The organism is Ruminococcus sp. YE282, assembly GCA_900101355.1.
GTDB lineage: Bacteria > Bacillota > Clostridia > Oscillospirales > Acutalibacteraceae > Ruminococcoides > Ruminococcoides bromii_A.
Genome location: FMUV01000001.1, coordinates 116,280 through 140,073, shown reverse-complemented (window position 1 = coordinate 140,073; position 23,794 = coordinate 116,280). Strand labels below are relative to the sequence as shown.

General features: G+C 37.3%; 21 protein-coding genes. All 21 read left to right on the top strand.

The genetic code is table 11. The features are described from left to right. Positions 1-55: 55 nt before the first annotated feature. The 21 genes from BLP46_RS00685 to BLP46_RS00575 all read left to right on the top strand — a co-directional run bounded on the left by BLP46_RS00685 (position 56) and on the right by BLP46_RS00575 (position 23,782). Entirely contained in the window at positions 56-964 is a 909-nt protein-coding gene (locus BLP46_RS00685; RefSeq protein WP_092974082.1) for a YonG family phage-derived protein, read from the top strand. After that, positions 957-2,837, top strand: coding sequence for a hypothetical protein (locus BLP46_RS00680; RefSeq protein WP_318259386.1), 1,881 nt, complete (start codon positions 957-959; stop codon positions 2,835-2,837). The genes BLP46_RS00685 and BLP46_RS00680 overlap by 8 nt, the downstream gene beginning before the upstream one ends. 14 nt (positions 2,838-2,851) lie before the next feature. Then, positions 2,852-4,498: a hypothetical protein gene (locus BLP46_RS00675; RefSeq protein WP_092974079.1), complete on the top strand. Its 1,647-nt coding sequence runs from the start codon at positions 2,852-2,854 to the stop codon at positions 4,496-4,498. A 93-nt stretch (positions 4,499-4,591) separates the two neighbouring features. Beyond that, positions 4,592-5,800 carry a hypothetical protein gene (locus tag BLP46_RS00670; RefSeq protein WP_092974076.1) on the top strand — a complete coding sequence of 403 codons (1,209 nt, stop codon included), beginning with the start codon at positions 4,592-4,594 and terminating at the stop codon, positions 5,798-5,800. A 26-nt stretch (positions 5,801-5,826) separates the two neighbouring features. Continuing rightward, on the top strand, positions 5,827-6,264 hold the full coding sequence (locus tag BLP46_RS00665) for a hypothetical protein (protein WP_092974073.1): 438 nt from the start codon (positions 5,827-5,829) through the stop codon (positions 6,262-6,264). A gap of 32 nt (positions 6,265-6,296) precedes the next feature. Next, complete coding sequence (locus BLP46_RS00660) at positions 6,297-7,403, top strand: YonB family capsid-like protein (protein ID WP_092974070.1); 1,107 nt, start codon at positions 6,297-6,299, stop codon at positions 7,401-7,403. A 319-nt stretch (positions 7,404-7,722) separates the two neighbouring features. Further along, positions 7,723-8,256, top strand: a complete 534-nt coding sequence (locus tag BLP46_RS00650; protein ID WP_092974064.1) for a hypothetical protein — start codon at positions 7,723-7,725, stop codon at positions 8,254-8,256. Between the two features lie 24 nt (positions 8,257-8,280). Continuing rightward, positions 8,281-8,670, top strand: a complete 390-nt coding sequence (locus BLP46_RS00645; protein WP_092974061.1) for a hypothetical protein — start codon at positions 8,281-8,283, stop codon at positions 8,668-8,670. Between the two features lie 11 nt (positions 8,671-8,681). Further along, a complete protein-coding gene (locus tag BLP46_RS00640; RefSeq protein ID WP_092974058.1) occupies positions 8,682-9,752 on the top strand; it encodes a hypothetical protein in 1,071 nt (356 codons plus the stop codon). Between the two features lie 12 nt (positions 9,753-9,764). Continuing rightward, the gene (locus tag BLP46_RS00635) at positions 9,765-10,253 is read left to right on the top strand and encodes a YomW family phage-derived protein (protein ID WP_092974055.1); all 489 of its coding nucleotides are present in this window, start codon (positions 9,765-9,767) and stop codon (positions 10,251-10,253) included. A gap of 53 nt (positions 10,254-10,306) precedes the next feature. Further along, the gene (locus BLP46_RS00630) at positions 10,307-11,050 is read left to right on the top strand and encodes a hypothetical protein (protein ID WP_143000417.1); all 744 of its coding nucleotides are present in this window, start codon (positions 10,307-10,309) and stop codon (positions 11,048-11,050) included. A 72-nt stretch (positions 11,051-11,122) separates the two neighbouring features. After that, positions 11,123-11,872: a YomU family phage tail tube protein gene (locus BLP46_RS00625; RefSeq protein ID WP_092974049.1), complete on the top strand. Its 750-nt coding sequence runs from the start codon at positions 11,123-11,125 to the stop codon at positions 11,870-11,872. A 61-nt stretch (positions 11,873-11,933) separates the two neighbouring features. After that, entirely contained in the window at positions 11,934-13,196 is a 1,263-nt protein-coding gene (locus BLP46_RS00620) for a hypothetical protein (protein WP_092974046.1), read from the top strand. A gap of 11 nt (positions 13,197-13,207) precedes the next feature. Beyond that, on the top strand, positions 13,208-13,465 hold the full coding sequence (locus tag BLP46_RS00615; protein WP_092974044.1) for a hypothetical protein: 258 nt from the start codon (positions 13,208-13,210) through the stop codon (positions 13,463-13,465). Positions 13,466-13,582: 117 nt separating this feature from the next. Then, positions 13,583-13,816 (top strand): hypothetical protein, encoded by a 234-nt coding sequence (locus tag BLP46_RS00610; protein ID WP_092974041.1) that lies wholly within the window; start codon positions 13,583-13,585, stop codon positions 13,814-13,816. Beyond that, positions 13,786-14,322, top strand: coding sequence for a Holliday junction resolvase RecU (locus BLP46_RS00605; RefSeq protein WP_092974038.1), 537 nt, complete (start codon positions 13,786-13,788; stop codon positions 14,320-14,322). Before BLP46_RS00610 ends, BLP46_RS00605 begins: the two co-directional genes overlap by 31 nt. 175 nt (positions 14,323-14,497) lie before the next feature. Continuing rightward, positions 14,498-14,986 carry a hypothetical protein gene (locus BLP46_RS00600; RefSeq protein WP_092974035.1) on the top strand — a complete coding sequence of 163 codons (489 nt, stop codon included), beginning with the start codon at positions 14,498-14,500 and terminating at the stop codon, positions 14,984-14,986. A gap of 19 nt (positions 14,987-15,005) precedes the next feature. Then, positions 15,006-15,434 carry a YomN family phage-derived protein gene (locus BLP46_RS00595; RefSeq protein ID WP_143000416.1) on the top strand — a complete coding sequence of 143 codons (429 nt, stop codon included), beginning with the start codon at positions 15,006-15,008 and terminating at the stop codon, positions 15,432-15,434. A gap of 12 nt (positions 15,435-15,446) precedes the next feature. Then, on the top strand, positions 15,447-16,493 hold the full coding sequence (locus BLP46_RS00590) for a tyrosine-type recombinase/integrase (RefSeq protein ID WP_092974029.1): 1,047 nt from the start codon (positions 15,447-15,449) through the stop codon (positions 16,491-16,493). Positions 16,494-16,549: 56 nt separating this feature from the next. Beyond that, on the top strand, positions 16,550-18,946 hold the full coding sequence (locus BLP46_RS00585) for a phage tail tape measure protein (RefSeq protein ID WP_092974026.1): 2,397 nt from the start codon (positions 16,550-16,552) through the stop codon (positions 18,944-18,946). 699 nt (positions 18,947-19,645) lie between these two features. Then, the gene (locus BLP46_RS00575) at positions 19,646-23,782 is read left to right on the top strand and encodes a coiled-coil domain-containing protein (RefSeq protein WP_143000415.1); all 4,137 of its coding nucleotides are present in this window, start codon (positions 19,646-19,648) and stop codon (positions 23,780-23,782) included. The last annotated feature ends 12 nt before the right edge of the window (positions 23,783-23,794 follow it).

The window sequence follows — 23,794 nt, the reverse complement described above, 5'->3', positions numbered from 1 at the left end:
GTGGCTCTTTTTAGTTAAAATTGCAGAAATTAGTTGAGATGGAGGTGCGGCAAATATGCCGAAGCAAAACGAAAAGCGGGTTTGCTGCGCTTGCGGTAAACCGCTGGCACTAAATAAATATTATAAAACATATAGCAATTTATATACAGATTCTATGTTGCCGATTTGCAAGGATTGTTTCTCCCACAAATTTTGGGAATACGGAAATCTATATAAAAGCAACAAAATGGCTATGCAGAGAATGTGTATGTTATTTGATATATATTTTAATGAGGATATGTTCGATAGTTGCGATACCAACAACGAAACAGTTATTGGAAACTATTTCAGAAAATTAAATATGACACAATATCGCGGGAAAACTTTTGAGGATTCTTTGAACGATGGCATTTTTGAATTGTCGGGAGACAGGAAGAAAGTAAAAGGTAAACGTGTAGCTATCGTTGACGAATATGACAATGTACAAGAAGAAGCACCCGATGAAAAGATTAACCCTAAAGATTTGGAAAAGTGGGGAGTCGGATTTGACCTTATGGATTACTCAATCCTGAACTCTCACTATAAATTCCTCAAAAATTCAAACCCGAATTGCGATAGTAACCAAGAAATATTTATTACGACGTTGTGTTATACCTATATGAAACAAATGAAATCTTTGCGGGAAGGCGATATAAAGACATATAAGGATATGTCTGAATTATACCTTAGAACGTTCAAAGAGGCGGGATTAAAAACCGTTAAGGACACTACTGAAAGCAAGGATTTTGTTACAGGGGTTTCTATTGCGACTATTGAAAAATATACTCCTTCAGAGTTTTACAAAGACCAAAAGTTATATAAAGACTTTGACGGAATTGGCGAGATAATTAAACGTTTCTTCACGCGCCCATTGAAAAACTTACAGTTCGGCACGAACGAGCAGGACGAAGAATATTCAATACAAGACGGTGATGAAGATGATTAGTACGACAAAGACCGCCAAGAAACAGACGGTAGTTACGATTGACCCGCGCGTAATGAAAAAACTCTACGAACACGCAGATGAGAAACAGAAAATGTTATCTCAGAATTTCCCAAGTACAACGCTTTTGGGCGATGCGAATTTCTTGGGGCATTTTTTATTGTGGGTAACTTTTTGGCGGAGAAATCTGCATAGGTTTGCTACTGACTATCTCGGACTATCACTAAAGTTGTATCAGGTGATAATGCTTTACTTGATGGGGGTTAATAATACATTTGTTTGTATCGCAAGCCGCGCGAGTGCTAAATCATTTGTTATTGCGATTTACGCTTGTTGTAAGGCTATTCTTTATCCTCAGTCAAGTATTGTGCTTTGTTCGGGAACGAAAAATCAGGCAAAATTACTGGTGTCGGAGAAAATTGAAAAGGAATTATGTTCTTGGTCGCCGGTGCTTAAACGAGAGATAAAAAAGATTATTACAAATAACAACAATGTTGAAGTAATCTTTTATAACGGAAGCAAAATAAACGTCGTTGTAGCCTCCGATGCTGCACGCGGATATAGAGCCACGGACATAGTAAGAGAGGAATGTCGTCAAATTCCAAAATGGATTGATGATAGTGTTCTTTCGCCGTTCAAATTTATTAGACCTACTCCCTATCTATCTACACCATTCTACTCAAAAGTAGCTGAGTTGCAAGAGGATGCAACGGATATATATATTAGTTCAAGCTATTTTGATAATGGCGGAGAAGATACTTGGATGTGGGAAATAGTTGATATGGCATTTGATGATATGCTTAATGGAAAACCATCTTGCCTGTTAGCCTTTGATGAAACCGTCGCTCTGTATTTTGGCATTAAAAAGCGCGAAGATTTATTAAAAGAGAAGAAAAAACAAGATAGGCTTACTTGGTTATTAGAGTTTAAGAATTGTCGCTTAAAAGATAACCAATCAGCTTATTTCTCATATAAGTTACTAAGCCAAAATCAAGTAAATAAGCATCCTTTCTATCCACGCACTTTAATTGATTTTAGGATGGGAAAGAAAAATCCTTATGATATTCCAAAACAAAAGAATGAGGTAAGAATAATATCCTGCGATATAGCTTTTGTTACAAATAAAAATAACGATAATTCTATTTTTACTTGTATGAGAGGTTTACCGGAAGCCACGACTATCCATAGAGAAAATCAAGAATCTATCACTATTGATAACGGTTATCGTAGAGTGGTTTCATATATTGATTCAATGCAAGGTGGAGATGTTACAAAGCAAGCATTGAGAATAAGACAATTATATGAAGATTTCGGCGCAGATTTCATAGTATTGGACACAAGAAATGGCGGTATAACAATTCTTTCTTTGTTATCAAAGGTTATGTATGACGAAGAACGTGGGAAAGAATATTCCCCTTTAGCTTGTATGAATAATGATGAATATAAAGCAATGACCTATGTAGAAGGAGCAAAAGAGTGTATTTATGCTGTAAATGCAACTCAAAAATTAAACAGTGATATTGCTCAGAATTTCAAAGGAACATTGCAAGCGCAGAGAATTGATTTGCCTGTAACTTTTGAAAAGGCAAAAGAGGATATTCTGCCAAACATTAAGGAATACTTAGAAGCCGAAGATGGAGAAATGCAAGCATTTTACGAATCTCCATATTTAGAAACGCAAGCACTTATAAGTGAAACTACAAGCCTTCTTTATGAGAGAAAAGAACAAACTGGCGTGATTGTTGTGCACGAACAAGGTAAAAATCGCAAAGATAGATATACCAGCGTTTCTTACGGGGATATGTTTTTCACACAACTTGAAAAAGATTTAATGAATAATATTCAAGAATATGAAGTGGGCGTTTTTGTTAATTAGAAAGGAGGTAGAAAATGTCGAACAAAAAGAAAAGATACTATCAAAACAATAGACCATATAATAATTCAAAGCCTGTTGAAACAAATAGCATAGAGATATCTTCTACCGCCCCCGTTGCTGAATTTAATTCATATTCAACAAGCCAATCATTGTCTTACTATTATTTTGGTTTGGATATATTGGAGTTATATGATACCAAACAACTTATGGCGATGATACGTGACCCAATGGGGCATAATAAAGAACTCCGTGAAATTGCGCGTATGTTATACAACACAAATGGCACTTATACTCATACCGTAGATTACCTTACTGCAATGTTGACATTGGACAAGGTTATTTCTACAAGCGGAAAAAGTAAATCTAAGAAAAAGAAAAATCAGGAAGCAATGAACTCAACGTTGAAAATGATTAAAGACAAGGAATTTATTAGAGATGCTTTATGGCGTGGTATGGTAGACGGAATTGCCTTTTATTATTTTGAAACGGCGCAAAGACCGATAAGTAATCAAAAATACTACAATGATTTTGACATTTCTTCTATTGTCGAAATTAACGATGCAGAAATTAAAGCATCAATTATTCCATTGCCAACTGATTTCACTCGGATTATACATAGACGAAATAATTATTATCAAATAGCTTTTAATTTGGATTATTTTCTACTTAATTCCAATGAACCTGTTGAGCGCAAATTAAGAAAGTTCCCCAAAGAAATCCGAGATGCTTATTACGAAAGAGACAAACAAGGATTTAAGGAAAATGGTAATTGGGTCGTGTTAAACGTAAAGAATACACTTGTTCATAAAATACGCAGTGAAATGAGTGAGCCGTATGGTAGACCACTTGTATTAGCTGCAATCAATGACATTTTATATAATGATTATTTTATTGCTACAAAACGTGGCGTACTTGATGAAATCAATAATAAAGTATTTTATCAAACATTTCCGGAAGGTAAGGAAAAGGGTACAAGCGCATTGACAACCAAACAGCAAGAGAATCAGCACAGAACCGTTAAAAACGCTATTTTGACTAAACAGAATAAGAGTGGTTCAACGGTTGTTTCTGTTGCTGCTGGCACAAAAATCAATATGCTTGACACAAGTAATACTAATATTTTTGATAGTAAAAATGAAGAAAACTTAAATGACAGAATGTCTCTCGGACTTGGTGTCGCGGGAGCTTTATTAAATGGTGTTGGCAGTGGTAGTTATGCCGCGCAAGAGCAGAACCTTGAATTGATTACAAGACAAGTTTGCCAATGGGTTGAGCAAATAGCCAATGAATTAAATAAATGTATTGCTGAAAATATTATTAAAGATAGAAATAATAAAGCAGAAGTGAACTATTTGCCTATTACTTGTGTAAATCAAAAGCAAAAAGTTGCTGATTTTAAGGATTTATATTTACAAGGCAATGGTTCAATAACCGCTTGGGCGGCGGCTTGCGGATTATCAGAAGAAGTATTTACGGCATTGTTAGACCACGAAAAAGAAGAAAAGTTTGCGGAAAAATATCCTCCGCACCAAACAAGTTTTACGTTATCAAAAACAGATAATAAGGGTGGTAGACCAGAAACCGATAATCCTACTGAAAATACAATTAAATCACAAGGAAACAACGGCAATAATATGCCGTCACCTTCCGATAAAAAGTAATGCACCCAATGGGTGCTTTTTTTTGTTGATAAAAGGTAAATTTTATTACCTTTTTCATATATACAAAATTCCAAAGAAAGGCGGTGAAGATGAATGAAAACATTTGAGATTTTTAGCGAGTCTAAAAAGAAAGGTCAAAATGGTCGGCGCAAATTCAAACTCGTGTTGTATAAGATTCAACCCGATAGCTGCATTGACGAAGAAAACGAAGTGGGTACTGAGTATAACCTAAATGGTATCACTTGGATAAGAGAATATTGTGAACAAGCATTAGGCAGTATTGAGGGTATGTTTCTGCGTTGTGAGTTTTTAGACGAGGATAGAACTGAAATTTGCGGACACGGAATGACTGAAATCGAAGATGGAGTACCTATCTTTGAAAACGCGACCACAATCGGTAGATTCACCAAAGGTTATATCCAAGAAATTGAAGATGAAAACGGTGAAACGATTTTGGCTTGTATCGGCGAAGGAGAGATAGATTCCAGTTGTTATAAGAATTTCTGTGACAAACTTGACGAAGATATTGCGCAAGGCATTTATCCACAGGGCAGCGTGGAAATTATGCGGGCGGAAGATGAGGACAGAATTGTTTATAAGTATGGTTACAAAGATTTAGGAAGAATCCCGATGAAATTCATTCACAGTGGATATGCGCTAATTGGCATAAAACCAAGTGATTCCGCAGCTAAGTTATTGGAATTAAATTCACAAAACAAGGAGGAAACGACTATGACCGAAGCTGAAATTAAAGCTCTTGTCGAGCAGACCGTTTCTGCATATACAAATGCAGAGGTTGAAATCAACCAATGCAAAGAAGATTGCGATAAAAAGGTTGCTGATGCTAATGCCGCTACTGATGCTGCTATCGTTGAAAAGAACGAATTGCAAGCCACTGTTGACGAGTTACACGCAGCTATCGAAAAGTGGGAATCTGATTACAAAGAGCTGAATCAGAAGTATTCTGAACTTTGGGCTGCCAAAGAAGCTCTTGATAAGGCTCTTGGCGAAGCAAAGGCTAAGGAGCTTATCGGCGAAATGAACGCTGCGATTGCTAAGTTCTCTGACACAGAGAAAGAATATGCAAAGGCTGAAATCGAAGCCTTTACTGCTGACCCTGAAAACGTTGAAATCAATTCCGTTGTTAGCAAGATTTACGAGGGCATTGGTAAAACCGCGAAGGCAGAAACCGACAAAAAGGTTGCCGAACAGAACGCGGCTAAAACACAAGTTGAGGACATTTTTGCCGCAGTAGAAGTTAATACTCCTGCTGTTGAGGAAGATGTCGATATTTTTGCTTAATTTACAAATAGAAAGGAAGATGACAAATGATTAAATTTGCAACTTTGGGTGCTGGCATCGCTGCCAAGAATGACCCTACTATCACTTCTGAAAGCGCAGTAGCAAATTATACTTTCCTTACTTACGAAGGAACTCTTTATCTTATTATGAACATCATCAATGGCGATGATTCTTATGTTGACGATATTACTATTCCTGCTGGCGAATACCTAAGAGGAATTGACGTTAAGAGTATCGAAGGCTTGAAACTGATTGTTGATGGCAAACACGTTACATATGCTTCTGGCAAAACCGTTGCAGATATTGAGGAAGAAGATATTTTAACTGTTGGTAACGATGGCAAACTGGCTGTTGCGGAGTCTGCTCCCGGCAGCGGCGTGTATTTCACTGTTACCAAAACTGGCATTAGACTAACCGAGGCTGCTTTTGAAGTTAAGGTTTGTGTTGCTGATGCGACTGAGTAATTAAAACTTTTATAGAAAGGAAGTTGTGACTTATGTTTAATACTACTATTGAACTTAATAATGCGCGTAAAGACGCTAACTATATTACCAACTCTGACCTTCACGCTCATTCCGCTGTTGTAGAGATTTTCTCTGCTATGGTTAATGGTGAAGAAGTTGGCAAGTTCGGCGCAAAGGCTGACAAGGCTGTTGCTTACATTAAGAAACTCGGCGAAAGAGCTGAGAGTGGCGACACTGCTGCTGTTGCAGAGTTGAACACTATTAGACGTTATGTTATTGAACCCGCTGTTCTAAAGGAAATGAAACTGCTTGGTCTTTTCGGTTCTTTTGAACAGGTTGGTTTCGACGAGTCTATTGAGCGTGAAGTTCCTGGTTTCGTAGGTGAGGGTGCGCGTGAGCAAGCTAATAATGGCGACGTTCCCTTTATTGCTGTTGCAAAAGAGAGATACCCTGTTGGCACACAGACCATCTCTGGTGGTTACGCTGTTGACTATCGTAGGGTAGCTCTTGGTGATATGCAGTACGAAAACGAGGGTCTTGCTCTTGTTAAGACTCAGATTTACAACAAGACAATCAAGTATGTTCTTGTTACTGTTTACAATGCAATTAAGAACGCTACTGGCGTTAAGTATTGGGTAGAGGCTGCTGGTCTTACAAAGGCTGGTGCTGACGACGTTATCAACAAGGTACGTCCTAACGGCAAACCCACTGTATTCGGTGCTTATGGTCTTGTAGGTCAGTTTACTCCGTGGGCTGGTTATGTTGGTTCTATCAACAGCAACACCATCACTGGTATTTCTGAAAAGACTATGAACGAGATTGCTTCTCGCGGTTTGCTTGCTACATACAACGGTGCAAACATCGTTGAAGTTCCCAATCCTTACAATGAGTACGAGCTTATTGCTGATGGTACTAACTTCGCTAAGTTAATGCCTGAAGGTCTTGGCTTTGTTGTTCCTACTGGCGGTCAGTCACCCATTAAGACTTGGTTGCGTGGCGGATTGACTTCTATGACTGGTGAGGATGTCAAGACTGGTAAGTACATCACAAGGTTCGATACCGAGGTAGCTGCGGACGTAGCAAAAGGTAAAGAGCATCAAATCGGTGTTCTTATGGACACAAATCTTAGCACTCTTTAATTGCTGATAAATTTTGGGCGGGTATTTCTTAATTGAGATACCCGCTCTTGTTAGGAGAAAAATCCAATGCAAAATAATGTTAATTTTTACTGTTATTCTCTGAGATTATATCATTTTATATCAGCCTTTTCGGAGAAGTGCTATGCTTCAAAGATTAATTCTGTAAGCAATACAAGATATTGGATTTTCAGAAAAAATGAGAGGCTTGATAAGATAATCGCCTTATACAATGAGGTTAAACATACTATTTAGTTGAAATCACAAAACAGTCTATCCCGCGCGGGACGGGCTGAATAATAATTGAAACGAGGTATTGAAAATGGCAGAAACAAAAGTCAAAAAGACTGCGACAAAGAAAGCCGCAGCAAATGAAGATATAGTTGAAACCGTGGATTTTGATGACAAGGATTTAGATAAAAGCGTTGTTATCCACAATATCGCGGGTTGGAATGTAACTTTTGCACTGAGAAACAGAGAGGGCGACGTATTGCTCACTAAAAAGAGTAAGCAGAGATTGCCGAGAAACGAAATTCAGGCACAGATTTATAATGGCAATAAACTGTTTAGCGGAACTGACGGAAATGGTAGCCACGCCACTATTTATATTGAGGATAAGGCTACTCGTATTTGGCTTGGTTTTGAAACGGCAGATGAGCCGCAAAAAATCTTTACTGACGATATAGCGAGGAAATTGTTTGCTATGTCACAATCTGAATTTGAGCAGGAGCTTCCCAACTATATTGCAACAAGCGCGGAGAAATATGCGCTAAACGAGGCTATTGAACGTCTTGGATTCAACGACTATCGCAAGATTGTTTACGCTTCAAAATACACGGGCTATCCGTTGAGATAAAACCAAGAAGGAAGGTGCTTGTGAATGAATACTACCGCAAGTGATGTTTTTGACAGCTTTGAGAGTTCATTCAAAGATAAAGTTGTCATTCCCGAAGCCCTTGAAATCGTGTGGTTAAAGAAAGCGGTTGGTAGATATTCAATCGAACTTTCCCCTATTAGCTTTGATTCAGATATGATGGAATTTGACCGAGAACTCGACCAATATTCCATTGATACATTAGCTGCCTTTATGAAACAAAGTTATCAGGAGCGCGAGGTTTCGAGGATAAATAAGCAGGTTTCCATAACTGGTAAAGATGTAAGTATAACTATGGGTCAGGGCGGCAAAGCAGCCGTCAAAGAGGAATTGGATTATTGCGATTCTCAAAGTGAACAGATGATTGCGAACCAAAAGCCTACTGCTTATAATTAGGCGGTGATTGAATGGCACAAGAATGGTATTTAATGAACACTAATCACGATACAGTTAGTGGATTTGAAACAGAGGATTTTGAGAATTTTGCAAAAGATGGTTTTGAGGAAGCGTTGCAATCCGCAATGGCTGAAAGTGTTGAGATATGTAATTATGATTTGACGGAAAGAACACCCGCAAGAGTTATTATGAACGGCAAAGTGCAAGATACAAAACTTAACTCTATCTCGCGGCAAATGCTGTTCCCTATCGGTTTATGCCGAGCGGGGCAATATGTTTACTATAAAGAAAGATATTGGATTATTGTCGGATTAGAGGACGACAATGGTATCTATGGCAAAGCGGTTTTAGCATTGTGTAATTATTATATAACGTGGTTAAACGACCGCAAACAGATTGTTCAAAGGTGGGCAAATATTACCTCTGCTTCACAATATAATACAGGTGAAACGAGTGACCAATATGCCTTTATACGAACAGACCAATTATTGCTAATAATGCCTAATGATGATGAATGTATTGCGTTGCCGCACAGAAAACGTTTTGTTATTGATAAGCGTTGCAAATTATATGAAAAGTCGTTCTCGCCGGATGTAACAGTTGATACATCGAAACCACTTATAACTTACTTTATTACTCGTACAGACAATGTGTTATATGATTATCAAAAAAGCGGTCATTCAGAATATATGATTACGCAAGAAGAACAGCACGATAATGATGGTTATTATGTGATTGACGGTAAGGGATATTGGTTATGTGATATTCCCGCCGAAAATGACGATAAAACGAACAGTTTATCGTGCGAAATCGTATGCGAAGAACCCGTCATTTATAACGGACTTGAACCAAGCGTGTTCTTGGCGAAGTTCTATGACGAGGCTGGGAAAGAAATCGCGGCAAGCCCACAATGGAGTATTAACTGTGATTTTAAGAATGACCTTGATATTCAGTACATAGATAATTCAATCAGTATTTCTGTCAACAACGAAAAGTTGCTCAATAAATCGTTTGAGTTATCATTAAGTGCGTTTGAATACGAAACAGCCAAGTTAGTTGTCACGATTAAAGGATTTCTGTAAGGAGGGGCGGATATGAATATGAAGAAAGATACTTCCGAGCGCGGAAAATTCAAAAATAAAATCCATAATGCCCTCTACCATAGTGACGGAATTAAAGAAGTATTACTTGGTGACGTTTCGGGGATGACTTCAAGCGAGGTGCGAAAATTATTTAAGGAACACGTCAAGTCGCACCTATTTGTTGATGAAGTCATACAAGATACGCAATCCTATATATTTTATGACGTGGCTTTAACATATATGAGAGAGAATATAAAAACTTGCACGGTTATGATGTATGTCGTGTGTCACCGCGACATACTTGATAATTATTCAAAAGAGGGTTATTACGGAAACCGCGCGGATATTCTTTCACAAATGGTTGAAGATTGCCTAATCAATGATGAAAAAGTGGTGCGAGATTTCGGCATTGGGGATTTGAAATTGGACGGCGTAGAACCCTTTAATGGTCGTTATTTATACGGATGCGTTATGACATTCGTAGTGCCTAACTTCCGATGAGATTTGATTACGGTACACAAATCTCTCCATTCCCTATTCCGCTGTCTGTGGGAATGTTGAGGAAACCTAAACTGCGGGACATTGCAGACCCAAAATCTAAGCCGGCAATGTCATTTACGAAGTTTATGTTTTATGAGTTTTTAATCTCTATGACCCCCAAAGAATTTTTTACAAAAGCCGAGGTTGAAAAAGGACAGGAATTTTGGGATTCTCTGTCCGAAGAAGAAAAGCGCGAGTTGACTGTATATGATTTAATACAACTCAATCCAACATTAATGCAAAACTTCTTGGAAGTGTTCAACTTCTTTTTCGAGGAAACGGTTTTATTTGTTGAAGGAGTGTTTGTTTTGGTTAATCCAGACAAGGATTATTCGATTGATACTCCGCAGCGTGAAGATATTGTCGGGGTTATAGATTCACATAACTTTTCGGAAATCTTGAACTATATACAGCAAGTGTGTTGTATTGCAGAGGAGGAAGAAGAAATCCCCAAGTTCAAGAACAAAATCGCGGAAAGATTATACTATCAAATCAAAGAAGGCGAGCGAGAACGAAATAAAAGGGCAGATAAGAATTTAACTTTGCCCAATGTAATTTCGGCGGTGACTGCTAAACATTATTCCCTGAATTATACAAACATTTGGGATTTAACTATTTTCCAGTTATTGGATAATTTCGGGCGTATGCGTGAAGGGTCTATTTATGAAATTGAATGGACGAGAGTTGCCGTTTGGGGCGACGAGAAAAACACGTTTGACCCCGCTCGGTGGTATAAAAATGATTTTGATAAAAAATGAATCCTCGCGGATTCACTAAACACGAGCCGAAAGGCTCTTTTTTAATACTCAAATATAACAAGGAGGAAAACTATGGATATTAACAGAGCTAATAGACAAGTGGCTGATGTTCTGATTCAGGATAAGAAAACCAAAGCATTATTCCTTGATTTTAAGACTGCAAATACAACCACAACAAATATTAGTGCTGATAGCGTATATGCAAAAGCGAAGGGTTCAAACCGTATTGCGTTCCCGAACTCTCCTGAAGGTACGCTAACTATCGAAGCACAGGTATATCCTTTCAAGATGTTCGCTTTATTTAGCGACGGTAAGATTGATACTACTGCTGTATATGGTGAAACTCAAATTATTAAGGCAACTACTGCTGGTGAGCTTTCAATCACAGTTCCAACCAATGGAACAATTCAATCTGGCACTTTATTTGCATATCCAGCCGATTCCGCTGGTGATGAAACTGCTGTAATCGCTGGTACTTTTGCAGAAGGCAAATTTACCGCCACAACTGCTGGTGATATTGCAGTAGACACCGAATATGCTGTAAGTTATATTCTTAACCGTACTGGTGTTAAGAAAGTTGCTTTCAATTCAAAGAGAACTCCAAAGGATTACTTTATTACAATGTCAACTGTTGACAAGGATGAAGATGGCGTTCTGACACCATTCAAGCAAACTTTCTACAAGGCTACACCTCAAAGAAACTTTGAGATTGCTTTGAGTTCTGACGGTGAGCCTGTTTCCATCTCAGCTCAGTTCACGTTACTCGAAGATGCTAATGGTGATTTCGTTGATATGATTGAAATTGAGGACGATGCTGAATAATATTTGAATTTAAGCCGTGATGAGTTTGTCTTGTCACGGCTTTTTTATTAAGGATGATTATATGTCAACTTTGAAATTTCAAAGAGAAATTGGAGATAAGGTGGACACATTTGACCGTAATTTAATTATTATCGACAGAGAAATCCGCCCTAAAATTGCCCACAAAAATGGGAAACCATATAACCTCAATCAAAAGTTTTACAAATATAGATGTTTGGATTGCGGTAACGAAGATTGGTCTGTTGAGTATGTTTTGGGAGAGAAAATGCACTGTGGATGCAATGCTTGTTGCCATCCACCCAAAAAGGTTGTCGTGGGAGTAAACGATATAACAACTACCGCACCGTGGATGGTGAAATACTTTCCAAAAGGAATAACGGAGGCTCAGAAATACACAAAATATTCAAATGAAATTGTCGAATTAGTATGTCCCGATTGTGGCAGGGTTTATAAAAAGCAAATTAAGGCTTTTTGCTCGGCAAAGACATTGGCTTGTGTTTGCGGTGATGGAATTAGTTATCCTAATAAGTATATGTATGCGCTATTAGAACAATTAAATATCTGCTTTGAAAAAGAGAAATCTTTTTCTTGGTCAGAGTCAAAAAGATATGATTTTTATATAAATGATAATGAAAAAATAATTGTTGAGATGAATGGCAAACAACATTACTCAAAGCCAATAAATCCCAAAGCGCGGACTTTAGAAGAAGAACAGGAAAACGATAGATATAAGAGAAAAATTGCTTTTGAAAATGGTATTGACAAATATTTTTCTATTGATTGCTCGGAATCCGATGGTGATTTTATAAAAAATAATATTATTAAATCTGGGCTACTCGAAAGCCTAAATGTTTCTGAGGAACAAATAGACTGGCAAAAATGTGATGAGATTGCAACTTCAAATCTTGTAAAAGCAGTTTGTGAATACAAAAAAGCAAATCCGCATCTTACAATACCAGAAATTGCAAAATACTTCAAAACTGCATATGGTGTAGTTCAAAACTATATAAAGAAGGGCGCGAAATTGGGCTGGTGTACCTACGACATCAATGAGAGCCGGCAAATTTTAGAATCCCAAAATCGCATAGACCATAAACAAAAGCCTATTTATTGCATAACGAATGATACTTATTATCGCAGTTCTGGCGTGGCAGAAAAATCGCTTTCTACTCCCCGCCAAACATTTTATTCAAGACAAATTCGCAAGTCCATCCAACGCGAACAAAACTACTTAAATCACAAGTTTATATATATAACCCGCGCAAAATTCAACGAAGCCAAAATCCTATACCCGACCAAAACTGTTGGCAATCCGTTCAGATAGGAGAAATAAAAATGATTAAAAATTGCAGAGTAACGCTCAATAACGAGTGTGTAACTGTGGTTGATTTTGAAGGAATTGACGTGCAACTTCCCGCGATTGGTCGTAAAGCGAACCAAATTAAAGTGAAATATCAAGACGGCAAATATACCGTTGTACCCGATGACTATACTGAGGCAGTAGAAGAAGTTAAGGAAGTTACAGTCGAGGAAACAAAATCGAAACCAAAGAGAAAGAAAACAAAGAAAACAACAAATGAAACGCAAGAATGATAATATGCCGAAGTTAGTTGTATTAAGTTTATATAAGGGAGATGATACCTACTAATTATCGGTACGTCTCCCTTTTCTTTTTGCGTTTAATGATAGTCAAAATTAAGGAGAGAATTAATGAAAACATTACAATTTAAGTCATTAGAAGATGTGTTTGATTGTTATGGGCGGGAAAATCTCATAGCAATCGACTACTTACCGCAAATTATTTTCTACACAACAAAAGGTGTTCAACCAAAGTTTGTAATTGAAAATGAAACCAAGCCCGGCAGAATATCTTGTTGGTTTCTAAAATCTGAGTCCGCTTACATTTACAAACAATGGCAAAAGCACAGTTCAAAGAAGAAATGAATATAGGGAAACTATTTGAAACACAAATAAAGAAATCCGTGCCGGGCTATGCCCTACTTTATCGCTTGCCCGACCCGCCGCAATCGTTTGGCGGAGGCAACTTACGATTTAGCAGCCGCAACCCATTCGACTTTTTGCTTTGGGATTCAACTAAACGCATCTTATATGCATTAGAAATGAAAACCGTGGCGGGAAAATCAATTTCGTTTGAGAGAACCAAAGAGGAAAAAGGTGAGATACATTTTCACCAAATCGCGGGATTGAATGAATGGAATGAGTACGACGGAATTATTTGTGGTTTTGTAATTGAGTTCCGCAAAATCGAAACGACGGTTTTTATTGAAATATCTGAGTTCAATAAACTCATAAATGCGATACCCAAGAAAAGTTTTAATTATGACGATTTGGAGAAATATGGTGTTCAGTATGTGATTATTGAACAGCAAATGGCGCGGACTCGATATACATACAATATGGATAAATTCTTACAGAATTGTAATATTTAAGCCTGTGGCTTGCTCTACCGCGATTTTAGGCTAAAAACGTTAAACTATATTCCTAAAATAAAAATGCGATACAGAGCAAATTTCGGCGTTTTAGAGCTATTGTGTGTAAATAAAATATTAGTTTGATTGAACCGTGCATTTGGCGCGGGTTTTTTATTAAGAAAGGAAGATGAAAATGTTTAAGATAAAGGATAACTTGGATATTGTTGCGTATGGCGCGGCAGTTCAAGAAATAGCGCAAAAATTCTTTGACGGAGATGGAAATTATGCTCCGCATATTGGAAAAGCAAATGCTATGTTGGTTTTTTATAACTATTTCGTAACAGAAAGTAAATTCAATGATATCCCCGCCGAGGAATTTGATACTGACCAATTTTTCGCGGACGAGGAATTTTTAGAGGAATACAACAAAGCATTAACCGATAACCAAAGAGTAAGATTTAATTTTGGAAATGCTTATGCCGATGCTTTGGAGATTGTTAATACAAGAAAGTCGTCTATTTATACCATTATAGACAGGATTCAGGCAGGACTTGAAGGACTTGTTGATAAAATTTCCCCTGTGATTACGGAAGAAAATTTGAACAAACTTGCAAAAATTTCTGACGATGTTGCAAAGGGTGATTTGAGTGCGGAATCCGTATTGAAAGCGATAGGTAAATAAAATGCCCACAGCAAGAAATATGACACAGTTAAACCAAATGCTTATGCGTTCACTAAAGGACTCTATGAAAAAGGTTAATAAGAAAGCAAAAAAGGATATGCAAGAGGCAACTTCGTGGTTTTATAAAGGCAAAAAGCCTGTGATGTATGTTAGAACTGGCGAGCTGGGGAAAACTCCAAAGACAACCTATAATGAGAGCCAACAATTCACAGATGGAGGAGAGGTTTCTTTTACAGCTTATTTAGATACTGAACATAATTATTCGACTGGCGATAAACCAAATATGGAGCAAGCGTTGGAACTTGCGGATAAGGGCAAGCGTTGGATAGTTTCGAGCGGACATTGGGCAAGACCAACCGTGGGAAACAAAGAATTTTGGCAAAGAGCAAAAGATAATATTGAGAAAGATTTCAATGATACATTGAGTATGACTTTTACTCCAAAATAAAGAGGTGATTTTATGGCGAAAGCTGGTAGGTCAACTGTATATAACGATTTAACTTCCGAGGAAAAGTTAGCGAAGGCTAACGAAGAAAGTCTTGACCTTGAAGAAGATTTTCTTGAACATTTAGTTTCTGTTGATAGAGCTGAAACTACAATTACTCAGTACCGCGCGGCATTACACATTCTTTGGTGTTGGAATTTAGACTATAACAAAAATAAAAGTTTTGTTGAAATGAAGAAACGTGAGGTGTCTAAATTTCAGAATATGGCATTGAATGAATGGGGTTGGTCGCCAAGAAGAATGAGATTTGTAAAATCTGTTATGCGTAGTTTAGAAAATTTCATAATCAAAATTCTTGATGACGAATATCCAAATTATCAAAGAATATGGGATAAGATTGAAAATCCCGTCAACGAAGCTGTGCGAGAACAGCCGGTTTTTACAGATGAAGAGTTGGAAGATTTACTTAATAAACTGGTTGAAAAGAAAGAATATATGAAAGCCTGTGTTTTAGCATTAATGATATATGGCGGAAGAAGAAAGGCAGAAATCCCGCGCTTTAAGGTTTCTTATTTTAACAAAGAAAATTTAATTTGCGAAGGAGCATTATACAAAACACCTGAAAAGATAAAAACCAAAGGTCGCGGGCAAAGAGGGAAACTCTTATACTGCTATACTCTTGCAAAACCATTCCAACCTTATTTGGATATGTGGTTAGAGGAACGTGTTCGATTAAATATTACGAGCGATTGGTTATTCCCTATGTATAAAGATGGCAAATGGCTGGACGAGCCAATGAACACTACAACAATGGACTCGTATTCGAGAACATTTACAAGATTGGCTGGTAAACCCTGGTTTCCCCACCTTTGTAGGCATCGTGCAACCACGAGATATGTTGAAGCTGGAATCCCCGCGAACGTCATTAAAGATATATTTGGATGGTCTGATGTTAGTCTTGTTGATGTATATTCTGACCTTGAGGCGGAAAATACATTTGACAAGTATTTCGGAGCTGAAGGAATCAAAAAAGTTGAACAAAAGGGATTAGAGGATTTGTAATGAAAAATTTATTCGCCTACAAGGGCGATTTTTTATTTTAGAGAAAGGAGGTTTTTATGGCTAATAATTTTGAAGCTATTATCAAAGCGAGATTAGATACCTCTGGCGTAGAAAATCAAATCAAAAACGAAATCAATAATCGCCAAGTAAATTTACACAATGTAACTGTCAACACTGCGAATCTCATTCAGCAAATTCAAGAAGCGTTTAGCAATCATACGTTTGCAATAAATGTCAATAGCGCAAATGTTCAAAATGTTGTTCAGCAAATGGGCAATATTGGACAATCGGCGGGGCAGCAATTCGCGCAGAATTTTAGCGGAGAAATACATCGAATTACGTTGAACAACGGTGGGCTTGGTGATGTCGGCAATTTATTGCACCAAATGGGTCTTGACCAAAACGCAATCAATAATGCTACGCGGGGATTGCAGAATATGGTCGTTTCGATTGATGAGATAAGAACCCGCCAGTTGAGCAACGGAAATATTAGTATTCGATTAACTGGTGTCGATGAGTTAAATCGCGGAGTTGAAGTTCTTAGGGTATTTGAAAATGAAACCGGTGATATTATTCATTCTCAAAATCAGTTTACTCAGTCCTTTGAGCAAAGAAGGCGGGCGGTTGAAGAATTTAACAGTTCTTTACAAAGAGCTACTAATGCTTTGGCTAATGGCGATATTGGCGCACAAATAAGTAAAGTCCAACAATCATTTTCTGCGGTTAGTGGTAAAGTTGATTCCGCGCAATTAAGTGAAGCTACATATCAAGAATTACACAATACTTTGTTACAAGTTGAAACAGACCTTGAACATTTGAATACGCTTGAACAAACATTTGCTAATTCTGGTAATTTAACATCGGAACAACTTGTTGCACATTTCAATGATTATGAGTCTACTTTGAATAGAGTGCGGAATAGTTTAACAACTGTAAATAATACTCAGAGGCAGTTTGCTACATCTATCGAAGTGACGACTTTGCGTAATCAAATGGAATCTTGGCTCAACAAAAATTCAAGAGCAGCAAAAACATATGGGCAAATAGTCCGCAATTTAATTAACCAACTTGATTCTGCGACGGCAAGTGGAAACGTTCACAAGAACACTCTTAATCAGCTTAGAAATTCTTACAAAGAAGTTGACAGTGCTGCTTCTGCGGCAGGGCTAAAAGGTAAAACATTTGGAGATAGTTTAAAAGGTGCGGTTTCGAGTATTACAAGATATATTAGTGCTTCAACACTTATTTATTCTGCTATAAGGGCAGTAAAGACTGGCGTTAGTGATGTTATAAGCCTTGATACTGCGTTGGTTGATTTAAAGAAAACCACTGATGCTACAGAAACTCAATTAAAGGAGTTTTATTATACTGCCAACGATACCGCCAAGCAATTAGGTGTAACAACCAAAGAAGTAATTAGCGCAGCTGCCGAATGGTCGCGTTTGGGATATTCGATTAAAGATGCCGAAACAATGGCTAAAACATCTTCTATCTTTGCTTCTATTTCGCCCGGAGTAGATATTGAAAAGGCTACTGATGGTTTGGTTAGCGCAATGAAAGCGTTTGATATAGAAGCCGATGATGCACTTGATGGAGTTGCAAGTAAAATAAATGCTATTGGTAACTCACAAGCAGTTTCTAATGAAAACATTGTTGACTTTTTGACCCGTTCATCTTCGGCAATGAAAGAAGCAAATAATACGTTAGAGGAAACTATTGCGCTTGGTACGGCAGCAACAGAAATCACAAGAGATGCTGCATCTGTTGGTAATGCCTTGAAAACTGTTTCAATGCGTATTCGCGGTTACGATGAAGAAACCGAAGAATTTATTGGTGGCGTAGAAGTATTAAATGGTGAAATAGCAGAACTCACAAAAACAGCTAATCATCCAGGTGGAATCTCATTATTTAGAGATAAAGATAAAACTGAATATAAATCAACAACTGAATTATTAAGAGATATTTCGGATATTTATGATGAACTTACAGACAAACAACAAGCAGATTTGCTTGAAAAACTTGCCGGTAAACGTCAAGGACAAATCATCGCAAGTATCATCGGAAACTTTGGCGCAGTAGATAAATCTCTTGACACTATGGCTAATAGTGCCGGCAATGCAGAAAACGAAATGTCAATTATTATGGAGTCGCTTGATTACAAAATTAATGCGCTCAAAGAAACAGGAGTGGGTATTTTTCAAAATATTTTCCAAACAAATGAAATGGGAGCTATTATTGATTTACTCACTGGATTATTAAATGTACTTGATGGATTAACAAGTACATTTGGACTTTTAGGAACGGCAATGATAGCAATTCCTATAGTCGCATTTATCAAGAACTTCGGTTACTCCAACAGGAGTATAACGCTACCCAGAGGCGTTAATTGGTCTATTATGGGGAAGATTTATCATAATGGCGAGAAAATCAATTCCATAAGAAGAAAGTTCTAAAACAACAAAAGGAGAAATTGCTTGAAGTCATAATGCTCACTACACAAATTTAGTTGCAATTATTGAAAACACTTGCGAAAATGGCTTAACTAAGCCATTATTTATTTGCAGTTATTTGCAATTATAATTTGTAGCCGAAAAATAAGGCAAATAGTCAAACCGCCGTGTACGGGAGTGAGATTTCTACGGTTAAAAAATAACGCCGGACAGATATATAATTGATAACGAGCAGCGCACCCATTGAGTGTATTCTTTGACTATATAATCCGATAGGTAGAAGTTGTGAAAGCAATGTCGGGATAAAAGTCTTAACAATGGGAACGTTCAGAGGACACCATTCCTTATAGTAGATAAAAGCCTTATTTTATTTGCTATTAACGTATGTTCCAAACACAAAAAAGACCGTCCAGAGTGAACGGTCTATAATTAAAAATCACTTTTACAATTATTACAATGCCATTGATGTACGAGTTTGCTTGCCGCGAAAATGCCAAACGTTATTCCGTGTACTAATTTTGAAGATTTAGAAATCTTTTTAATATTAGTTGATTGACAATATGGACATTTAATTAACGGTTTAGATTGTTTTTCTTGTGAAGTTATAGGATTTAGTATTTTATGATATGTCATTTTGCCGCAATTAACACATTCGCCAAACTCTGTTATTTGGTCGTTCATTATGCGTTGATTTGAGATATTATGTTTACAATTAGGACAAGTTATTTTGATTGTCCCTATTATTTTAGAATATTCACTCATATTAGCTCACCTCTTTTTAATTATAACACAGTTATAATAATAATGCAATTAAAACTTCTGGGTTTAGAGGGAGCTGCAAATATAAATCTCGTCAGAAACGCTACTGTTGGTATGGCTGAAAGTGACCTTTCTGCTACTTTAGCGAAAACGAGTTTAACTGCCGCAGAGCAAGCACAAATTTTAACGGAGTCTGGTCTTTCTGCTTCGCGAGCAACTATGATTGCTTCTGCAAATACAATGAGTGCAAGTGATTTATATGCGGCATTAACCAAAACATCTTTGGTAGAAGCAATCACTGCCGAATCCCTTGCTGAGAGTGGATTAACACAACAGCAAATAGCTGCCGCAATAGCGGCTTCAAATCTAAACGCTACAAATTTAGCTTTAATTATATCTACTTCTGGATTGAACGCTGAACAGCAAATTTCAATTTTAATGAATAAAGGAATGTCCGCAGCGGAGGCAGAAGCCGCTGTTTCAACCGCTGCACATTCGGCGGCAAATGTAGCTGCTACTGCTACAACTTCTGGATTGTCTGCGGCAACAGGTGGATTAACTGCGGCTCTTAACGGATTAAAGGTGGCTTTTTCTTCGCATCCAATTTTGCTATTTGCTACCATTGCAGCAACGGCGATTGCTGTGATTGTTTCATTGGTAAGCAAGATTAAAAGTGCCTCTGAGAGATTAGAAGAAAGTGCCAGTGAGGTTAAAGAGTTACAGGATAAAATATCTGGACTTAATGATGACCTAAATACTACTAAAAAACGTATTGATGAATTATTAAGAAAAGACACTTTAACGATTGTTGAACAAGCCGAACTTAGTCGTCTAAGAAAGGTCAACGCTGAACTTGAAAAACAAATTGCTCTTGAAAAAAAGAACTTAGAAACTGCAAAAGGTAAAAATGAAAAGAATTTTGTAGATTCGGTTAATGAACAATTCAACCAGCAAAATCCCTTGGCGGGCGGCGGCGCATATATGTCTAATGAAGATTACTTCCGTTTTATGCTTGGTGAATATCTTAACCCTACCAACGAAAAGACCAAAGATGTAGCAGAACAATGGTTAGATGAGTTTGTTCCTAAACTTAATGAATTAAGAGAAAAAATAGCTGATTATGATTATACTACTTTGTCAGACGATGCTAAAGCAGCTTATGACAAAATAATGGATGTGCAAAACGCCTATTTAGCTGCAACATCTGATAACTTTGATTTGGTATTTAAAGATATTTTTAATTCAGACCGTTTTGCCAAAGGTAGAGAAGAATTAGAAAAAGCTGCAAAAGATGGTTTAACAGCCGCAGAAGTTGAAAATTTATATAATAGCAATGATGATGTAAAAGCTATGGTAGATAATATGAAGGATGTCGGTCTTATTACCGACACAACTTCTGAATCTTTTAAAGGGCTTGCCGCTCAAATTGAACAAGCAGAACAAGTGACTGGCTCGATAGCCTCAGATGCAAAAGTGGCATTTAGCGATTTAATATCAAACGAAAATGTCCAAGAAGTCGTTAATGGATTTAAGACAAGGCTTACCGAATTATCAGATGCACTTGAAGGAATTAAAAACGGAGATTTATCAGAGAGCGATTTAATTGATTTATTTGAAAAGTTCCCCGAACTTGCTAACCGCACAGATGACTTAGATGTAGCATTAGAAGAACTTATTAATAGCACCCAAACTGAAATTGATAATCAATTTGAGAGTTGGGCAAAGAATATGCCAACCAGTGAGGATGCAAACAGCCTTAATGCAGTAAAAGAATCACTTGATGGGATTGCAAGTAAAGCCATAGGAATTAAAGTACTTTCAGCAGAAATTGAAAAATTGTCAAATGATTTAGATGATTTACAATCTGTTGTTTCGGACATTCAAGATATTCAAGAAAACTTCAATGATAATGGCTATTATTCAACGGATGATTTACAAAAATTATTAGAGCTTGAACCCGAATATTTAAATCTTTTAATTGACGAAAATGGTCAAATTAATACTAATTCCCAGGCATACAAGAATTACATAGCCGCAAAAGCTAAATCTCTATTATTAGACCAAGTTACGTCTTTATATGAATCTATCTTGAATATGAGTGTTGAAGAAGCCCAAGCCTATGCGACTGCAAAAGCATATGATGAAGAATCTAATAGTATCGAAAGCCTTACAAAACACTATTATGCTTTAGCCCAAGCAAAAGATGTAGCAAATAAAACTACGGCTTATACAGATGCTATGAAACAGTCGTTTAATACTGTTGCCAATTATGCTGCAATTTACGACAGTTGGCTTAGTAGTTTAAATTCTTCGACAAATGAGTTCACAAGTAAAACTAATGGCGCAACATCCGCCCTCGAATCCCAAAAAGATGCGCTTGAATCGCAGAAATCCGCACTTCAAGATTACAAGGATGGTTTAGAGGATGCCAAAGATGCTCTCGAAGATTACAAAGATAGTTTAGAGGGTGCGCAGGACGATATTCAATCTTTAATTGACCTTACAATCGATTATATTAAACAAACTAAAGAAAATGAAAAATCCGCACTTCAAGATAGTATTGATTCCTTAGAGGATAAGAAATCTGCACTCGATGACCAAAAGGATGCCTATTCTAAATTAATTAGTAAACGCAAAGAGGAAATCGAGGCTTTATATGAAGAAAAGAAAGCACAGGATGAATTATCCGAAAAGCAAAAGTCCGCCGCCAAAGATGCCCTCGCACTTGCAATCGCGCAACTCGACGACAGTTCTGCCGGCAAAAAATCTCAAAAACAAGCCGCCGACAATTACGCCGAAAGCAGCAAAGACCTCAAAGACTATCTTGACGAGCAGGAAAAAGATAAACGTATTTCCGCGCTTGAAGAAGAAGAAACAAGATATTCAGAAATGATTGAACAGCGCAAGGCTGCTATTGACGCGCAAGTTGAACACCTTGAGTCCAAGATTGACGAGATAGACGCTTATCTTGATAATTCCCGCAAGTTATATGAAGATGCTTGTCGTATGATTGACAATGATAATGGCACTTTGTATAGCAATTTATGGAATTATACTTATACTTATACAACTAAAACCCGCGCAGAGTTTGATTATCTATGGAGTAGCGCACAAGCCGCGATTCAGAGATATAAGGGCGACAACGATACTCTTATCGGTACAATGGAATTTTTACAAGGTAAAATTTATGATACCGATAGACAAATTAATGACCTTAACACGCAAATTGATAATTGTGAAACTCAAATAGGTTATCTTGATGACGCTATTAGTTCTACAAGTGATGCTATTAGTGCAACTTCGGATTCTATTGACAGTGTGTCTGGTAGCCTTGATGGTTTGGGTAATAGTATTTCTGATTATATAAACAAGTTAAATCAGCTTACAGGCATTAACGTTGGTGGAACTGATAATAGTGATACAACCCCAAAATATTTGGGTCACGGTTATGATGCAGCAAGTGGCAATTATTACTATAAAGTCAAATTCCGCGGCAGAGATTATTATGGTTATGTTGGCGACAGTTCTGACACTACTTCGGTAAGAGAACGAGCTTATAATGCCATAATGAAAGAGGTTTATAAGTATAACAATTTCAATGACGTTAATCCGCTGTTGTTCAAAAACGCCATCGTTAATCATCACGCTAAAGGTACACGTCATTCTGCCGGTGGAGTATCAGTCACCCAAGAAGAAGGTTTAGAAGCCATTTTTGGCAAACTCAGTCAGGGTCAATATACTATGATGCCGCAAGGCTCACAAGTATTTAATGCAGGTATGACCGACAACTTATGGAAGTTTTCTTCTGACCCGCAAAAATTCATCTCAGACGTTATCGGCAAAATGAGCAGTTTCTTATCTTCAAGTTACGGCAATTTTGCAGACAGCGCAAGAGGTGTGACAAACAAGGTAACGAAGTACGGCGGCGATGTGACACTAAGTTCCGCGCCAGTCTATCACATCTACGGCAACATAGACAAAAACACATTAAGCACAATGGACAAGCAAGAAAGACAGAGATACGAATTGTTCAAAAAGCAATTTATGTTAGAAATGTTAAGAGAGAAAAATAATTTATAAGAAAGGAAGTGG

Bases quoted from the DNA above. Each gene is read 5' to 3' on its own strand.
- BLP46_RS00595 (WP_143000416.1), top strand. From the start codon at position 15,006: ATGACACAGTTAAACCAAATGCTTATGCGTTCACTAAAGGACTCTATG.
- BLP46_RS00665 (WP_092974073.1), top strand. From the start codon at position 5,827: ATGATTAAATTTGCAACTTTGGGTGCTGGCATCGCTGCCAAGAATGAC.
- BLP46_RS00615 (WP_092974044.1), top strand. From the start codon at position 13,208: ATGATTAAAAATTGCAGAGTAACGCTCAATAACGAGTGTGTAACTGTG.
- BLP46_RS00675 (WP_092974079.1), top strand. From the start codon at position 2,852: ATGTCGAACAAAAAGAAAAGATACTATCAAAACAATAGACCATATAAT.
- BLP46_RS00600 (WP_092974035.1), top strand. From the start codon at position 14,498: ATGTTTAAGATAAAGGATAACTTGGATATTGTTGCGTATGGCGCGGCA.
- BLP46_RS00625 (WP_092974049.1), top strand. From the start codon at position 11,123: ATGGATATTAACAGAGCTAATAGACAAGTGGCTGATGTTCTGATTCAG.
- BLP46_RS00645 (WP_092974061.1), top strand. From the start codon at position 8,281: ATGAATACTACCGCAAGTGATGTTTTTGACAGCTTTGAGAGTTCATTC.
- BLP46_RS00585 (WP_092974026.1), top strand. From the start codon at position 16,550: ATGGCTAATAATTTTGAAGCTATTATCAAAGCGAGATTAGATACCTCT.
- BLP46_RS00610 (WP_092974041.1), top strand. From the start codon at position 13,583: ATGAAAACATTACAATTTAAGTCATTAGAAGATGTGTTTGATTGTTAT.
- BLP46_RS00605 (WP_092974038.1), top strand. From the start codon at position 13,786: ATGGCAAAAGCACAGTTCAAAGAAGAAATGAATATAGGGAAACTATTT.
- BLP46_RS00685 (WP_092974082.1), top strand. From the start codon at position 56: ATGCCGAAGCAAAACGAAAAGCGGGTTTGCTGCGCTTGCGGTAAACCG.
- BLP46_RS00590 (WP_092974029.1), top strand. From the start codon at position 15,447: ATGGCGAAAGCTGGTAGGTCAACTGTATATAACGATTTAACTTCCGAG.
- BLP46_RS00575 (WP_143000415.1), top strand. From the start codon at position 19,646: ATGTTTACAATTAGGACAAGTTATTTTGATTGTCCCTATTATTTTAGA.
- BLP46_RS00660 (WP_092974070.1), top strand. From the start codon at position 6,297: ATGTTTAATACTACTATTGAACTTAATAATGCGCGTAAAGACGCTAAC.
- BLP46_RS00650 (WP_092974064.1), top strand. From the start codon at position 7,723: ATGGCAGAAACAAAAGTCAAAAAGACTGCGACAAAGAAAGCCGCAGCA.
- BLP46_RS00620 (WP_092974046.1), top strand. From the start codon at position 11,934: ATGTCAACTTTGAAATTTCAAAGAGAAATTGGAGATAAGGTGGACACA.
- BLP46_RS00670 (WP_092974076.1), top strand. From the start codon at position 4,592: ATGAAAACATTTGAGATTTTTAGCGAGTCTAAAAAGAAAGGTCAAAAT.
- BLP46_RS00630 (WP_143000417.1), top strand. From the start codon at position 10,307: ATGTTGAGGAAACCTAAACTGCGGGACATTGCAGACCCAAAATCTAAG.
- BLP46_RS00635 (WP_092974055.1), top strand. From the start codon at position 9,765: ATGAATATGAAGAAAGATACTTCCGAGCGCGGAAAATTCAAAAATAAA.
- BLP46_RS00680 (WP_318259386.1), top strand. From the start codon at position 957: ATGATTAGTACGACAAAGACCGCCAAGAAACAGACGGTAGTTACGATT.
- BLP46_RS00640 (WP_092974058.1), top strand. From the start codon at position 8,682: ATGGCACAAGAATGGTATTTAATGAACACTAATCACGATACAGTTAGT.